This is a genomic window from Massilia forsythiae (genome assembly GCF_012849555.1).
GTDB lineage: Bacteria > Pseudomonadota > Gammaproteobacteria > Burkholderiales > Burkholderiaceae_D > Telluria > Telluria forsythiae.
On the sequence record NZ_CP051685.1, the window covers coordinates 798,601 to 813,818 of the forward strand.

At 66.2% G+C, this 15,218-nt stretch carries 15 protein-coding genes and 1 pseudogene; 10 read left to right on the top strand and 6 right to left on the bottom strand.

Annotation, left to right across the window (positions count from 1 at the left end; translation table 11 throughout):
• Positions 1 to 2 precede the first annotated feature (2 nt).
• The 5 genes from HH212_RS03395 to HH212_RS03415 form a co-directional block, all read right to left on the bottom strand.
• Positions 3 to 2,831, bottom strand: a complete 2,829-nt coding sequence (locus tag HH212_RS03395) for a type VI secretion system Vgr family protein (protein WP_229217545.1) — start codon at positions 2,829 to 2,831, stop codon at positions 3 to 5.
• 209 nt (positions 2,832 to 3,040) lie between these two features.
• On the bottom strand, positions 3,041 to 3,850 hold the full coding sequence (eutC, locus tag HH212_RS03400; protein WP_169434095.1) for an ethanolamine ammonia-lyase subunit EutC: 810 nt from the start codon (positions 3,848 to 3,850) through the stop codon (positions 3,041 to 3,043).
• On the bottom strand, positions 3,847 to 5,253 hold the full coding sequence (locus HH212_RS03405; protein ID WP_169434096.1) for an ethanolamine ammonia-lyase subunit EutB: 1,407 nt from the start codon (positions 5,251 to 5,253) through the stop codon (positions 3,847 to 3,849). The genes eutC and HH212_RS03405 overlap by 4 nt, the downstream gene beginning before the upstream one ends.
• Positions 5,254 to 5,301: 48 nt before the next feature.
• Positions 5,302 to 5,916, bottom strand: a complete 615-nt coding sequence (locus tag HH212_RS03410) for an RES family NAD+ phosphorylase (RefSeq protein ID WP_229217546.1) — start codon at positions 5,914 to 5,916, stop codon at positions 5,302 to 5,304.
• Positions 5,917 to 5,962: 46 nt separating this feature from the next.
• The gene (locus HH212_RS03415; RefSeq protein ID WP_169434098.1) at positions 5,963 to 6,640 is read right to left on the bottom strand and encodes a hypothetical protein; all 678 of its coding nucleotides are present in this window, start codon (positions 6,638 to 6,640) and stop codon (positions 5,963 to 5,965) included.
• Positions 6,641 to 6,841: 201 nt separating this feature from the next.
• On the opposite strand from HH212_RS03415, the pseudogene HH212_RS27790 reads away from it, so the two are divergent.
• The 7 genes and pseudogenes from HH212_RS27790 to yidD all read left to right on the top strand — a co-directional run.
• Positions 6,842 to 7,210 (top strand): annotated as a pseudogene (locus tag HH212_RS27790) (prepilin peptidase); the annotation flags it as partial.
• Positions 7,211 to 7,246: 36 nt separating this feature from the next.
• A complete protein-coding gene (locus HH212_RS27650) occupies positions 7,247 to 8,416 on the top strand; it encodes a prepilin peptidase (protein ID WP_370663928.1) in 1,170 nt (389 codons plus the stop codon).
• A 25-nt stretch (positions 8,417 to 8,441) separates the two neighbouring features.
• The gene (gene coaE / locus HH212_RS03430; RefSeq protein WP_169434099.1) at positions 8,442 to 9,101 is read left to right on the top strand and encodes a dephospho-CoA kinase; all 660 of its coding nucleotides are present in this window, start codon (positions 8,442 to 8,444) and stop codon (positions 9,099 to 9,101) included.
• Between the two features lie 117 nt (positions 9,102 to 9,218).
• Positions 9,219 to 9,974, top strand: coding sequence for a cell division protein ZapD (zapD, locus tag HH212_RS03435; protein WP_169434100.1), 756 nt, complete (start codon positions 9,219 to 9,221; stop codon positions 9,972 to 9,974).
• Positions 9,975 to 10,002: 28 nt separating this feature from the next.
• Positions 10,003 to 10,185: a DNA gyrase inhibitor YacG gene (yacG, locus tag HH212_RS03440; RefSeq protein ID WP_169434101.1), complete on the top strand. Its 183-nt coding sequence runs from the start codon at positions 10,003 to 10,005 to the stop codon at positions 10,183 to 10,185.
• 64 nt (positions 10,186 to 10,249) lie between these two features.
• The gene (locus HH212_RS03445; protein WP_169434102.1) at positions 10,250 to 10,630 is read left to right on the top strand and encodes a tautomerase family protein; all 381 of its coding nucleotides are present in this window, start codon (positions 10,250 to 10,252) and stop codon (positions 10,628 to 10,630) included.
• Entirely contained in the window at positions 10,627 to 11,193 is a 567-nt protein-coding gene (gene yidD, locus HH212_RS27035; RefSeq protein WP_211172449.1) for a membrane protein insertion efficiency factor YidD, read from the top strand. The genes HH212_RS03445 and yidD overlap by 4 nt, the downstream gene beginning before the upstream one ends.
• On the opposite strand, the gene HH212_RS03455 is transcribed toward yidD, so the two are convergent.
• Positions 11,190 to 11,723, bottom strand: coding sequence for an SgcJ/EcaC family oxidoreductase (locus HH212_RS03455; protein ID WP_229217547.1), 534 nt, complete (start codon positions 11,721 to 11,723; stop codon positions 11,190 to 11,192). The two genes, yidD and HH212_RS03455, sit on opposite strands and share 4 nt — an antisense overlap.
• 163 nt (positions 11,724 to 11,886) lie before the next feature.
• Between HH212_RS03455 and HH212_RS27655 the strand changes: the two genes are divergently transcribed.
• The 3 genes from HH212_RS27655 to HH212_RS03470 are packed head-to-tail and all read left to right on the top strand — an operon-like array spanning position 11,887 to position 15,151.
• Positions 11,887 to 12,705 (top strand): helix-turn-helix transcriptional regulator, encoded by an 819-nt coding sequence (locus HH212_RS27655; protein ID WP_308633242.1) that lies wholly within the window; start codon positions 11,887 to 11,889, stop codon positions 12,703 to 12,705.
• On the top strand, positions 12,702 to 14,696 hold the full coding sequence (locus HH212_RS03465; RefSeq protein WP_211172450.1) for an ATP-binding protein: 1,995 nt from the start codon (positions 12,702 to 12,704) through the stop codon (positions 14,694 to 14,696). The genes HH212_RS27655 and HH212_RS03465 overlap by 4 nt, the downstream gene beginning before the upstream one ends.
• Entirely contained in the window at positions 14,693 to 15,151 is a 459-nt protein-coding gene (locus HH212_RS03470; RefSeq protein WP_169434103.1) for a response regulator, read from the top strand. The genes HH212_RS03465 and HH212_RS03470 overlap by 4 nt, the downstream gene beginning before the upstream one ends.
• Positions 15,152 to 15,218 lie beyond the last annotated feature (67 nt).

Genomic DNA, 15,218 nt, shown 5'->3' on the forward strand with positions numbered 1-15,218 from the left:
AATTATTGGTCGCCACCACGCAACAGACCGATATCGGCCATGTGCATCGCATCGCGCTCGATCAGGTCGGATTTGCCGTCGGCGCCACTACGCGCCTGAAGCGCAGTACCATCGCTGAGGGCAATCTTCAGTTTCGCGTCCTTGACGGCGCCACCGGGCGGCCGTTCGCCGTTCTCGAGCGGAATACCAGGTGCGTAGTGCACCGCCAGCTTCTGATCGGCACCGCCCTTGCCGAAAGCCGGGAATTGCGCCGCCATGGTTTCCGGTTCGTCGTAGAGAAAATCCGGCGCGTGGAACGTGAGCGGCTGTTTGCTGCCCAGCACAGGCGCACCGTCGCCCAGTTTCAGGAAAGAACCGTCTTCTGCCACCAGCAGGATCACCTTGGCGGAAATCGTGGCCATGCCGTCGGTGGCGCTCAGTTTCAGGTTTTTGGCGGCGTTGACGTCGGTGTCGTCGTGCTGGCTCTGAAGCAGCAGCTTGCCGAAATGGGCGATGGCACTGAGTCCATCGTTTTGAGCGAACAGTGAAATCCCTTTGCCGGCATGTACGCCGATATGCTGGCCGGCGGTCAGTTGCAGGTGTCGCTGGGCCACGCTATCGATATTGCGTGCCGAGTAGGTGACGATGGCCTTGCTGCTGGCGAAGCCGATGCCGGCCGGGGAGGTGATCCCGATCACCGGCTGGCCCGGCTCGACCGCATCGGGTGCGGTATTGCTGCCGTCCTCCCATTGCTTGAAGCAGGCCAGCAATTCGTCCTGCTCCTTGCCATCGATCGGTAGGCCGTTGTGTTCAGCCGCATGTTTGCCGAGAGACGTGCACAGTTCACCGCATTCGCGCAGCAGCATCAGGAAATCCTCGCGTGCAAGCTGGCTGCCTTTCGTGCGTGCACCGCCGAGTAATTTCCAGCTGCTGAGCAGGATGCCCTTGGCGGCGCGCAGGGCGATCGCTTCCTCGCTGCGCAACTCCGCACCTTCGCCGCGGGGCGCCGCCCTGCCATCCTGGCGTGGCTCGGTCAGGTATCCGAGATTCAGCTCGGTCGCGGCGTGATCGCTTGCCAGTTGCGCACTGATCTGGCCCGACGTGTCATCCAGCCGCAGCTGATTACCGCGCTTGCCACCCACCTCGCGCGAGCGGATTCCTGCTTGGTATCTGGTTGTCGGTAGTTCGCCTTCATGGCGAAACGCAGGTGGCGGCGCAGCACTGTTGTACAACTGACCGATGATGATAGGCTTGTCAGGATCGCCGCCAGCGAAGTCGACCAGGACTTCGGTACCAACGGGCGGCAACAAGCGTGTGCCGGCCTCTCCATGCGGGCCGATGGCACTGCCGGCCCAGCCGGACACCACACGTACCCAAGCCGAGTCTGCGTCCGAATTGGCGCTGCCGGCACCGCCTGCATGCGCATGGTCTTGCGGACGCATTTCCGCAAAACGGATCTTGACGCGCCCAAGTTCGTCGCACCACACCTCTTCCTTGGCCGGACCGACCACGATGGCCGTCTGTAATGCCGGGCGCAGCAGCATGGCAGGCGGCGGCACGATGCGAATGCCGCGCCGCACGCAGGTGAAGCGCGACTGGTAACGAACCGGCCGCTTGGCGTCGTCGGTGAAAACCGCATAATCTCCCTGATCCCAACCATTACGTCCGAACAGACGCGCGACCCGGGCGCTGATCTCGACAGGCAGATTATTGGCAGCCGCGATCTGCTGAGCCGTGATCACGAATTCGCGTTCGCTTGCCACATGGGTATCGATTTCCGAATGTCCTTCGAGACTGAACCATTCGCCCACTGCAAAGTCGCGTATACCGCCTTCGCCGAAAAAAGATTTGGCCTCATATTCATAGTACGCCATGCGTGCATCGGCCAGTTCGCCGAGGTCACGTGCATCGTTACCAGCATGCGGCGCCATGACGCAATAATCATCAAGCGTGGCAGCCACTTCGTTCCCGCGTTTGCCTTGGTCGACGACGGATTGTGAATGCGCTGCCATGAACGCGCCACCGGATGGCTGTTTGTAGTCCCAACTATGCAAGGACGAACTGCCAGGTTGCAGGTAACGTGCGGCACTCCATCCGGTGACGGCATCACGCTGTTCGGTAGCCGCATCACGGTGAAAACGAACGCTCTCCGCCATATTGCGTGGTAGTCGACGCGGGTCCTTGAACATGACCAGGGTATGGCCGATAGCATCGACCTGATTATGTCTATCGCCACGCTGCGGTAATCCACTGCGAAAAAACCATGCGATACCACGTCGTTGCAGCAGACGCCGGATGAACGCAGCATCGGACTCGTTATGCTGCATGATGAATTCGCGTTTCGGAAATTTGCTGTCGAGCCCAGCTTCGATATGAAAATCGAAGCTCGCACACAATACACCGCTGCGCTTGAGCCATTCGCCAAGAATTATTTTGACGACGTCCAATTCGTTCTGATTGCGGAATATGCGGGTATTGATTCGCTTGTCCATGACCGATAAGGCATCGCGTATCGTGAGTTGATAGGTCGCGAGTGCTCCATCGCTCTGGCCGGATGCCATCTCTGTGACGATGCCGCAAATGCGGCGCTGTTGGCCCCTATCGGTAACGATACGCAATTCAGCCGGCAACCCGATAAATTCTTTCAGGGCTAACTGTGCATTTTTTGAAACACACAAGACGCGATAAACGAAGCCATCGAACATGGCTTCCTTTCCGATCAACCGCTGCGGTAGCAACAGATCGGCAGGTAGGCCTCCTGACTGTGCCAAGGCAAGGCCAATTGGGCGGTCACGTGTGACAAGGGTATATTGCATCAGGTCGAGCGCCTGAGCTGTATCGCCTTCTGCCATGGTCTGTTCCTTCCTGGATAAGCGAGTCAGGTGCTGACCCAAGGAAGAATTATTGGCGACCGATCAATGATAAATAATGCGTTATCGCAACTAGCTATTTACTGTTGCGTTTATCGTAAATGACTTTATTACTGACATTACGCAATAAACTATTAGCGCATAAATTTTCAGAGCACCATGAAATAGCTTGGCTATTGCACTATTTGTAGTTACAACAAGAAAGTCTTACCAGTCTGTGACGGTGTAATCAAGTCCCCGCCCGACTCATCCTTCAACCCCACCCCGCTCCCCCCGCGCCGCCACGCCTCGGCCAGCAGCCAATGCAGCCTGGCCGCCGCTTCCGCACACTGCATCCCCGCCGGCCGCACGTTCGAAATGCAATTGCGGCTCTCGTCAGTCAGCCCCACGCGCGGCTGCCAAGTCATGTACAGCCCCATGCTGTCGGGCGAGCTGAGACCAGGCCGCTCGCCGACCAGCACCACCACCATCCGCGCCCCCAGCAATTCGCCGACCTCGTCGCCGACCGCCACCCGCCCCTGCCCGACGATGGCCAGCGGCGCCAGCGACCACCCTTGCGCGGCGATGCGCGCCTGCAGCGCCTGCAGGAAGGGCAAGGCATTCTGCTCGATCGCCAGCGCCGACAAGCCGTCGGCCAGCACCACGGCCAGGTCGTATCCACCGGCCCGCGAAGCCGCATGCGCGTGCAACGCCGCGCGCGAGGCCGCATCCAGCCGCCGTCCCAGGTCCGGCCGCTGCAGGTAGACGTGACGGTCGGCCGCCGCGCTGTGCAGCAGCAGGCACGGCCCGGGCAGCGACGGCAGTCCCTCTTCCAACGCCTGGCGCAGGCGCGGCACGTCCAGCGCCAGGTGCACCGCATCGCGCGCCCGCGCGTGGTCGAGCTGGAACGCCAGTTGCGCCGCGGTCGGCTGGCTGATGCCGGCGCGGCCCAGGGCAATGCGCGCGCCGGTGAAGCGGCGCAGCGCTTGCCACGGATTGTCGATCACGGTGGGCTCGCTCATGAGGTCTCCTTTGCGGACAGTTGCAGCAGCGCGCCCTGGAACGCCGCCGGCACGCCCTGCCCCAGCTGTGCCACGCCCTCGCCTTCGAAGATGCCGATACTGCGCAGCCAGGCCGCGAATTCCGGCGCCGGCGACAGGCCCAGCACCCGGCGCGCATACAGCGCATCGTGGAACGACGTGGTCTGGTAGTTCAGCATGATGTCGTCCGATCCCGGAATACCCATGACGAAGTTGCAGCCGGCCGCGCCCAGCATGGTCAGCAGAACATCCATGTCGTCCTGGTCGGCCTCGGCGTGGTTGGTATAGCAGACGTCGCAGCCCATCGGCAGGCCGAGCAGCTTGCCGCAGAAATGGTCTTCCAGGCCGGCGCGGGTGATCTGCTTGCCGTCGTACAGGTATTCCGGCCCCATGAAGCCGACCACGGTGTTCACCAGCAGCGGCTGATACCGTCGCGCCACCGCGTAGGCGCGCGCCTCGCAGGTCTGCTGGTCGACGCCGTGGTGGGCGCCGGCCGACAGTGCGCTGCCCTGGCCGGTCTCGAAATACATGACGTTGCTGCCGAGCGTGCCGCGTCCCAGCGACAGCGCGGCTTGGCGTCCTTCTTCCAGCAGCTTCAGGTCGATGCCGAAGCTGGCGTTGGCGGCTTGCGTGCCGGCGATCGACTGGAACACCAGGTCGACCGGCGCGCCGCGTTCGATCGCGGCGATGGTGTTGGTGATGTGGGTCAGCACGCAGCTTTGCGTCGGAATGCCATAACGGCCGATGATCTCGTCGAGCATGCCGACGATGCGCGTCACTTGCCCGACGTTGTCGGTGGCCGGGTTGATACCGATGACGGCGTCGCCGGCGCCGTACATCAGGCCGTCGAACAGGCTGGCGGCGATGCCGGAGGCGTCGTCGGTCGGGTGGTTCGGCTGCAGGCGCGTGGACAAGGTGCCGGCCAGGCCGATGGTGTTGCGAAAGCGCGTGACGACGCGGCATTTGCGCGCCACCAGCACCAGGTCCTGGATGCGCATGATCTTCGAGACCGCCGCCGCCATTTCCGGCGTGATGCCGGGCGCCACCCGTGCCAGCGTGGCGCCGTCGGCGGCGTCGCCCAGCAGCCAGTCGCGCAAGTCGCCGACCGTCAGGTGGCGGACCGGCTGGAAGGCGGCGGCGTCGTGCGTATCGACGATCAGGCGCGTGACCTCGTCTTCTTCGTAGGGGATGACGGCTTCGTCGAGGAAGCGCGTGAGCGGCAGCGCTGCCAGGGCCATCTGCGCGGCCACGCGTTCCTCGGCGCTGGCGGCGCCCACGCCGGCCAGGTAATCGCCGGAACGCACCGGCGTGGCCTTGGCCAGCAATTCGCGCAAATCGGCGAATACGTAGGTGCGGCTGCCGATCACATGGGTATACCTGCTCATCGCTGCGACCCTCCTTGCGCCGATTGTAAAGCGTCAGGACATGAAACGTCAGGACATCGTGCCCGGCACGATATCGACGCCGATCTGCTGTGCCAGCGCCAGCAGTTCGCCGTACGCGGCCGGGTCCGCGGTCAGGCTGCGCGTGGCGCCCTCGCGGCGCAGCGTGGCGGGCGCGATGCGGTCGCCGAACAGCACCATGGCGCGCGCGCTGTCGTCCTGGCGCGAGGTCCAGCACAGGCCCTGCACGTCGGGACAGGCGGCGTGGATGGCCGCGGCCCAGCGGCGCGTGACGGGATAGCGGTCCTTGTCGGTGTCGATCAGGCGGTTGCGCGCCACGCCCAGCTTGCGCAGCGTCCTGCTGCCCAGGTCGGCCAGCACCAGGTCGCGCAGCGGCCGCAGGCGCGAATGCACCTGTCCGGCCAGCTTGGCCTTGTCGTAGGTCTTGAAGCCGGCCGTGAAAGGCACGTCGTGGAACACTGTTTCCATGGCGGCGCAGACGAAGCTGGCACCGCCGTACAGGGTCGGGACCGGGGCGCCGGCGGCGTCCTGGATCGGGCTGAAGCGGGCATTGCCCAGCATGCCGGGATTGAAGGCGTCGGCGCCGTAGCGCTCGAGGTGGATGCGGTGGAAGAGGCAGTCTTGCGGCCAGGTAGTGCGCGACACGTGCAAGTCATGCGGCGGAAGATCGCCGGACGGCAGAATTGCCGCCTCATCCATGGAGCGGGCCTTCCAGTTCGTCGCGGGCGGCGGCGAGTACCCGTTGCGGGTCGGCGGCCAGCACGTCCTTGGGGCGCTTGCCGCCCAGGTAACCGTTGTCGGACATGAACCAGTAGGCCAGGCCCCAGCCATCCTTGGCGGCGCCGAAGGCCTTCAATATGTCGGCCATGGCCTTGCGCGGGCGGTAGCCGGTGTGCGCATCCAGCGCATAGGCGGGAAAATAATCGATGCCGTGATGGCGGATGGCGAAGATGGCGCCGTCGCGCTTCCACTTGTTGGGCTGGGCGCTGGGGTTGCTGGCGCTGAACTGCGCCATGTCGGCGACTTGCGCCGCGGTCAGCCAGTCGCCGCTGCCGATCACCGCGGTGCGCGCCCGCGCCAGCATGGCCGCTTCCTTGAGTTCGTTGGGCGTGGGCGGCGTCTTCGGCACCAGCGCCTCGACGATCATTTCGAGCGATTCGCGGCGCTGTGTTTCCACCAGGCGCCGCACGATGTGGACCACGTTGGCCATGGTCTCGGTGATGGCTTCGGTCTCGCGCGCGCTGGCGGGGGCGAATCCGAGGGCCACGACCTGCTCGACATCCAGCTTTTCGAGCTTCCTGCGCACATCCTCGGGCGCACCGGCCAAGGTGGAAATCGCCGATGTATCCTGTTTCAGGGCCGCACTCATGTTGCCTCCCGCCGTCGATGAGATGAATTACCTTGGTTTCATCATAATCTAAATAATCGGATGACGCCATGGGTGTCCGGCCGATGCCTTTGACGCCGCCGCTGTCGATACTGTCGCGCCGATGCCTCGGTATTGCTCCAAAGCGACACAAATACTTCTACAATAGGTTGATTCACAGAAACCCTCGCCAACTTACTCCCTATGCAACCGGACTTGTTCCTCTTTGCCGCGCCCGCGACAGTCGCGGCAACCATCGTTGCCGCCCTCTTCGGTGTGCTGATCGGCAGCTTCCTGAATGTGGTGGCGCACCGCCTGCCGATCATGTCGCAGCGCGAACTCGACAATTACATCGCCGATGAAAGCGGCAAGGAATTGCCGCACCAGGACGTCTTCAACCTGATGACGCCACGGTCGCGCTGCCCGCATTGCGGCCACCGGATCACGGCACTGGAAAACATCCCCATCCTCAGCTGGCTGGTCCTGCGCGGCAAGTGCAGCCAGTGCAAGGCGCCGATTTCGGCACGCTACCCGTTGGTCGAAGCAATCACCGGCCTGGTCTCGGCGGCGCTCGTGTGGCATTTCGGCAGCGGTTGGCCGGGCCTGGCAGTGCTGGGAGGCGCCTATCTGCTGATACCGATCCTGCTGATCCTGCTCGATACCAGGACCATTGCCGACGATCTCGTCTATCCATTACTGTGGCTGGGTTTGCTGACCAACCTGAACGGCTTCATCGCACCGCTGCATGACGCGGTCTTCAGCGCTTTCGCCGCCTACATGGTGCTGTGGACAGTCAACTTCCTTCTGGAGCAACTGACCAGAAAATCCTTCATCGGCAATGGCTTGTTCAAACTGGCCGCAGCCGCCAGCGCCTGGACCGGCTGGCTCGCCATCCCTGCGGCGCTGTTCGCGCTGCCTGCCCCCTTTGCCGATGCCGCGCCGGCCAGCGTCTTCGCCAGCGTCGGCGCGGGACTTGTCGGCCTGCTGATCGGCAGCTTCCTGAACGTCGTGGTGCACCGCCTGCCGATCATGGACCAGCGCGAAATCGACAATTACATCGCCTACCAGGCCGGCACGGCGTTGCCGCACCAGGACCGCTTCGACCTGATGGTGCCGCGCTCGCGCTGTCCGCACTGCGGTCACCAGATCACGGCGCTGGAAAACATCCCGATCGTCAGCTGGCTGGTCCTGCGCGGCAAGTGCAGCCAGTGCAAGGCGCCGATATCGCCGCGTTATCCGATCGTCGAAGCGGTTACCGGCCTGCTGGCGGCGGCGCTGGTCTGGCATTTCGGCAGCGGCTGGCTCGGCCTGGCAGCGCTGGCGTTCGGCTGCATCCTGGTGGCGCTGACGCTGATCGACTACGATACCAAGACCCTGCCGGACGTGCTCACCTACCCGCTGCTGTGGCTCGGCCTGCTGGTCAACCTGAACGGCACCTTGGTGCCGCTGCGCGATGCGGTCATCGGGGCGGTGGCCGGCTACCTGTTCCTGTGGACCGTGTCGCGCCTGTACCGGATGGTGCGCGGCCAGATCGGCATGGGCGAAGGCGACTTCAAGCTGCTGGCCGGATTCGGCGCCTGGTTCGGCTGGAGCATGCTGCCCGCCCTGATCCTGATGTCGGCCGGCGTCGGCTCGGTGGTCGGCGTCGCGCTGATCCTGTTCAGGCGCATCCGGCCCGAGCAGCAAATTCCGTTCGGCCCGTATCTCGCCGGGGCTGGTATCATCGCACTCTTCTACGGAACACCGGTCATGCGCCTGTTGCTGGGACTGACTGTCTAGGCCCGCGGCCGGGCCGGAGATGCACATGGAACCACAAGGCCCGCTTCCCTCACCTCCCCCCTTCGCGGTCGGCCTTACCGGCGGCATCGGCTGCGGCAAGACCACCGTCGCCGACCTGTTCGCCGCGCGCGGCGCCAGCGTCGTCGACACCGACCTGATCGCCCATTCCCTCACCGCGCCGCAGGGCGCGGCCATGCCGGCGCTGGTCGAGGCCTTCGGCCCCGGCTACGCCACGCCGGACGGCGCGCTCGACCGCGCGCGCATGCGCAAGCTGGTGTTCGACGATCCCGATGCGCGCGCGCGCCTGGAAGCGATCCTGCATCCGCGCATCCGCGCCGCCACCGCGGCGGCCGCGCTGGCGGCGACCGGACCCTACGTGCTGTTCGTGGTGCCGCTGCTGATCGAATCCGGCAGCTGGCGCGAGCGTGTCGCGCGCGTGCTGGCGATCGACTGCCCGGAAGAGGTGCAGGTGCGGCGCGTGATGGCCAGGAACGGCTTGCCGGAAGCGCAGGTGCGCGCCATCATGGCGGCGCAGGTGACGCGCGCGCGCCGCCTGCAGGAAGCCGACGACGTGATCGTCAACGATGCCGGCACCGAGGCCCTGTTGCCGCAGGTGGAACGCCTGCACGCCTTTTACCTTGATGAAGTGGCAAGATCGAAAACCGCAGTGAACGGACGTTTGTAATTTTGGCCATCATGGTTCAGAATCACGGGGTTGCTCGTCAGTCCAGTACCGCCGGCATGCGCACGCCTGCCGAGAATCCATTTTGATGGTGGATTCTTCATTCAAAGGAATGTCATTTTGATCGTCTACGAATACCCATTCAACGAGCGCATTCGCACGTTGTTGCGGCTGGAAGACCTGTACGGCAAGTTCAAATTCTTCGTCGATCAGGAACACCCGCTGCAGCACCATGTCGCGCTCGCGACGATCTTCGACATGCTGGAAGTGGCCGGCCGCGCCGACCTGAAGTCCGACCTGCTGCAGGAACTGGAGCGCCAGAAGCAGAGCCTGCTCACCTACCGCAGCAATCCGAACGTCGCCAGCGAGATGCTGGACGCGGTGCTGGGCGAACTCGACACCGTCAGCAACGCGCTGGTGAACGCCCAGGGCAAGACCGGCCAGAACGTGCGCGACAACGAATGGCTGATGAGCATCCGCGGCCGCACCATCATCCCCGGCGGCGCCTGCGAATTCGACCTGCCCTCCTACTACGCCTGGCAAAAGCGCCCGGCCGGACAGCGCTACGCCGACATCATGGCCTGGTTCGCGCCGCTGGCGCCGCTGTTCGACGCGCTGTCCCTGGTGCTGCGCCTGTTGCGCGATTCCGGCGGACCGGTCAAGATGATCGCCGTGGCCGGCAGCTACCAGCAGATGCTGCAGGGGAAGGTGTACCAGATGCTGCGCCTGGCGCTGGACGAGAACCTGGGCGCGATCCCCGAGATCTCGGCCAACAAGTACATGCTGTGGGTGCGCTTCACCACCCAGGGCGGCGACCTGAAGCCCAAGCCGCTGGAAGAAGACGTGCCGTTCGAGCTCACGCTCTGCAATTTTTGAATCCTTCGCATTGTAAAGAATCGCTGTCATGACCGTCGTATCCTGTCCAACCTGCGGCCAGAAGGTCGAGTGGACGCCAGCCAATCCATACCGTCCCTTCTGTTCCGAACGCTGCAAGCAGATCGACCTGGGCGCCTGGGCCGAAGAAAAGTACACGATCCCGGGCTCGTCGCCGGGAGAAACGCGCGACGACGACGCGCCCGAACGCTGAACGGCCGAACGGCCGGCTTCCCAGGGTGCGCATCGCGCGCTCCTGCATCCGTTTTGGAGAAATCATGCCGCTCGTGACCCTGACCGTCCGCAAACCGAAAAGCAGCGAATTCAAGTCGGCCGTGCTGGATGCCGTGCATGCCAGCCTGGTGTCGAGCGGCGTGCCGGATACCGACAAGTTCCAGCGCGTGCTGGAGCTGGACGCCGCCGACTTCCGCTACGACCCCGCCTATCCCGACGTCGCCGGCGCGCGCAACGGGGACTTCGTGCTGATCGAGATCCTGTGGTCGGTCGGGCGCAGCGTCAAGGTCAAGAAAAAGCTGCTGGGCGAACTGATGGACCGGCTGCGCGCGGCCGGCCTGGACCCCGAGAACGTGATGGTGGTGTTCAAGGAAACCGCCTGGGAAAACTGGGCCTTCGCGGGCGGACGCTTCATTCATACGTGAGCGGCGCCTGGGCCACGCGGTGCGCGCTGGCCGCGATCCGCGCCTACCAGCGCTGGCTGTCGCCGCACAAGGGATTCTGCTGCGCCCTGCGCGCCGCCACCGGCGCCGACAGCTGCTCGGCCTACGGCTACCGCGTGATCGAACGCTTCGGCCTGCGCCGTGGACTCGGCCTGCTCGACCGCCGCCTGGCGCTGTGCGGCCAGGTGCACCGGCGCGCGCCGCCCGCGCCGCTCGCGCTATCGGGCACGCCTGGCGCCGCCGCGCCGCCGGGCCGGCGTGCGCAGGTTCGCCCCCCGCTGCCGGGCCGCCAGGGCGGCTTCTGCGACGTGCCGTCGTGCGATTGCGACCTGCCCGGCTGCGACGCGCATGCGCGCAGCGGCGCCGGGAAGGTGTGCGACGCGCTCGACTGCGCCTCCGATGCCGCCGATTGCCTGCCGGAGCGCTGGCGGCGCCGCCCGCAGGAGGGGAGCCGCCAGCGCATCGCCGCGCTGGCCGACCGCATACGGCGCAACCGGGCGCGGCGCCGCATGAACGGCCGCGCAGCCGACGACCGCGACGATTAGTTCGCCGCCACCTTTTCAGCCACGACTTTTTCCACCACCACCTGCTCCGGCATCGCCGACGAATGGTGGTTCATGATCTTCCACTCGCCGCCGATCTTTTCGTACACGTAGGTGTAGCGCGCCTGCACCTTGGCCGGCTTGCCGTCGCGGACGATGTCGAAGGTGTAGACGCCGCTGTCGAGCGCGGTGTCCGGACCCAGCAGGCGGATCTGGCGGTAGTTGATGTGGCCGTGCGGCTTGAGCGCCATGAAGTGCACGAAGTAATCCTGGATATCGGCCGGCGTGGTGCGCACGCGGTTCGACACGGTCGGCTGCAGCACGCCATCCCTGGCATACAGCTTGACCATCTCTTCCGGCTTGCCGGTTTCCAGCGCCGCTTCCCAATGGTCGAACAGTGCCGCGATCTCCTTTTCCGCGCCGTTGGCGGGTACGGTGGCTTCCTCGCCATAGACCTTGGGCAGGTCGCGGGCCTGGACGGTGGCGGTGGCAGCGGCGGCGAGCATGGCAGCAATGATCAGAACACGTTTCACGACAATTCTCCTAGGGTGGCTTTCGGTACGTCGCGTCTATCGAAATACGTTGTTGGCGCGACAGGACCCACTTTAGAGAAACCGGCGCATGCCGCAGTCTGCCATCAAGCCTAACCCGGCATATGTCGAATGGCATATACTGCGGCGTATGGACCAGAACGTATTGACAGACGCGCCGCCGAGCGCCCGTGCGCTGCGCGAACGCTACCGCAGCGACCAGTCCAATAGTGCCCGCCTGCGCGTGCTGTGTGATGCCGGCCGTGTGCTGGCCGGCGCCGGCGGCGACGATGCCATGGCCGCCGTACTCGGCCTGGCGCTGGAGTTTTCCGCCTTCGAAGCGGGCGCGCTGCTGCTGTGCGAGGCGGACGCGCTGCGCATCAGGGCGTCCAGGGGACCGGTGCTGCCGGCCGGGGCGCGCTTCACGGCGGACGGCGCGCTGGCGGCGGTGCTGAAGCCGGATGCCGGCCGAATCACAGGCCGCATCGCGGACCACCTTGCAGGCCATACCTCGAGCCACCTCGTGCGGCGCAACGTGGTCTCGCGCCTGCCGCTGCCGGCCGGCGGCGTCGTCGGCATGGAGATCCTGCTGCCCCTGACGGCGCGCGGCGCGACCGCCGGCGTGCTGGCCCTGGTCAGCCGCAAGGCGCTGGCCGACCCCGACCCGAGCGACCTGCAGACGCTGGAAACCCTGTGCACCATGCTGGCCATGGCGGCGCACGACGGCGCGGCGATCCGTCCGGTGCAGGCGGCGCGCCGCATCGAGCAGGTGCTGGCGCCGCTCACCGCGCGCGAACGCGAGGTGCTGGCCCTGCTGCCGCAGGGCTTGACCAATGCCGACATCGGCCGGAAGCTGGGCATCGCCACCGGCACGGTGAAGGTGCACGTGGAGCGCATCATCCACAAGCTGGCGCTGGGCGACCGCACGCAAGCCGCGGCGCTGGCGGTGGAGCTGGGCTTCGTCGGCTCGGGAATCAAACCATGATGCGCGTGATCGGCGCGATGGCGTCGTGGTGGGCCGACCGCCCGCTGCGCACCAAGGGATTGATCGTGATCGCCTTTCCGCTGGCGGTGCTGTTCGGCGCGCTGGTGTCCGGCTACGTGATCGGGCGCCAGACCGAGCGCGCCCAGGAAGACGTGCAGCGCGTGCTGCAGATCCAGCACGACATCCAGGAAGTGCACACGCTGCTGGCGGAAGCGGCCACCGGCGTGCGCGGCTACCTGCTGACCGGCGTCGACAACTTCCTCGACCGCTACCGGGTCGCCAACGTGGAATTGCCGCGCACCCTGGCGCGGCTGCGCTCGCGCATCCGCGACCCGGAACAGGCCGAGCGCTTCGGCCGCCTGACGCTGCTGTCGGAACAGAAGCGCCAGGGCCTGGCCGAATTGGTCAAGCTGGGCCCGAGCACGCCGCCGCCGCAGCTGGTTCCGATCCTGATCTCGAATAAAGCCTTGCTGGACCGGCTGCGCGACGAGATCGGGGCGATGCTGGCGCGCGAGATGCTGCTGCGCCAGCAGAGCATGGGGTTCGCCAGCGAGGTGCACAACCGCGCCATGATGGCGACCTTCGTTGCCGGCGCGGCCGGCGTGGCCGGCGCCCTGTTCGCGGTGCTGCTGTTTTCGCGCGGGATCGTGGGCCGGGTGCAGGCGCTGGCGGACAACGCGCGCCGCCTGGAGCGCGGCGAATCCCTGTTGCCGGTGGCGGGCGCCGCCGACGAGCTGGGACGGCTGGGCGCCGGCATGGCCCAGGCCAGCAGCCTGCTGGCGGCGCGCTCGGCCGAGGCCCAGCGCGCCCACCGCGAGGCCGAAAGCGCCAACCGCGCCAAGACCGAGTTCTTATCGCGCACCAGCCACGAACTGCGCACGCCGCTGAACGCGATCCTCGGCTTCGCCCAGGTGCTGGAGCAGGATGCGCACGACCCGCCCACGCGCCAGGGCGCCGCGCAGATCCTGGGCGCCGGCCGCCACCTGCTCGGCCTGATCGACGAGATGCTCGACATCACCCGCATCGAAGCCGGCCACCTCGACCTGGCGCAGGAAGCGGTCGACGTGCACGGCCTGCTGCGCGAGGCGCTGGCGCTGACGCTGCCGCAGGCGCAGCGCCACGGCATCGTCCTGCACGGCCCCCAGGACCGGCACGGCGCGACCGCCGTGCTGGCCGACCGCAAGCGCCTGCTGCAGGTGACGCTCAACCTGCTGTCCAATGCGGTCAAGTACAACCGGCCCGGTGGCAGCGTGCGCATCGGCGCGCATGTCCACCCATCCCCGGACGGCGGCCGGGTGCGCATCGACGTGACGGACACCGGCCCCGGCATCCCGGCCCGGCTGCAGGGCAGGCTGTTCACGCCGTTCGACCGCCTGGGCGCCGAGCAGCGCCCGGTCGAGGGCAGCGGCCTCGGGCTGGCGCTGTCCAAGCACCTGGCCGACGCCATGGGCGGCACGATCGGCGTCGACAGTACCCCCGGCCAGGGCAGCCGCTTCTGGATCGAACTGCAGGCCGCCGATGCGCCCGCCGGTGCGCCGGCCGCATTCCAGCCGCTCGTGCAAGCGCCGGTGCAGCCGCCGATGCAAGCGCTCGTGCAGACGGCCGCGCAGCCGACGGGGCAGCGCGCCCGCACCGTCCTGTACATCGAAGACAACAGCTCCAACCTGGCGCTGGTGGAAACCCTGATGGCGCGCCGCGCCGACCTGCGGCTGGTCTCCGCCGTCACCGGCGCGGATGGCCTGCGCGTGGCGCGCGAGGAAGGACCGGAACTGGTGCTGCTCGACCTGCACCTGCCCGACATGACGGGCGAAGAGGTGCTGGCGCGCCTGCGCGCATCCGGCGCGGCCGGACAGGCGCCGGTGGTCGTGCTCAGTGCCGACGCCCTGCCCTCGACCGCCGAGCGCGTGCGCGCCGCCGGCGCCGACGATTTCCTGAGCAAGCCGCTGAACGTGGCGGCCTTTTTTTCCACCCTCGACCGCCTGCTCGCATGAACGCCAACGACATCCTGAGCATGCGCATCCTGATCGTCGACGACCAGCCCGGCAACATCCAGGTGCTGGAACAGATGCTGGCGCGCGAAGGCTTCGACAACGTCGTCTCCACGGTCGACCCGCGCCGCGTGCTCGACCTGGTGACGGCCTTCGACCCGGACCTGGTGCTGCTGGATCTCACCATGCCCGGCCTGGACGGCTACGACGTGCTGGAACAGCTGAAGCGCCATACGCCGCCCGACGAATTCCGCCCGGTGATGGTGCTGACCGCCGACGTCACCCAGGAAGCGAGAAGGCGCGCGCTGGCGCTGGGGGCCAAGGATTTCCTGACCAAGCCGTTCGACCTGGTGGAGGCCACGCTGCGGATCTGCAACCTGCTGGAGACCAGGCTGCTGTACCAACGGCTGCGCGCGCTGGCGAAGGTGGAGATGCCGTTGGGGGCGTGGTATCGGTAGTGTGTAATGCCCACCAGCGTCGTCCCCGCGCAGGCGGGGACCCATGCTGAATTCAACGAAGCCGGTA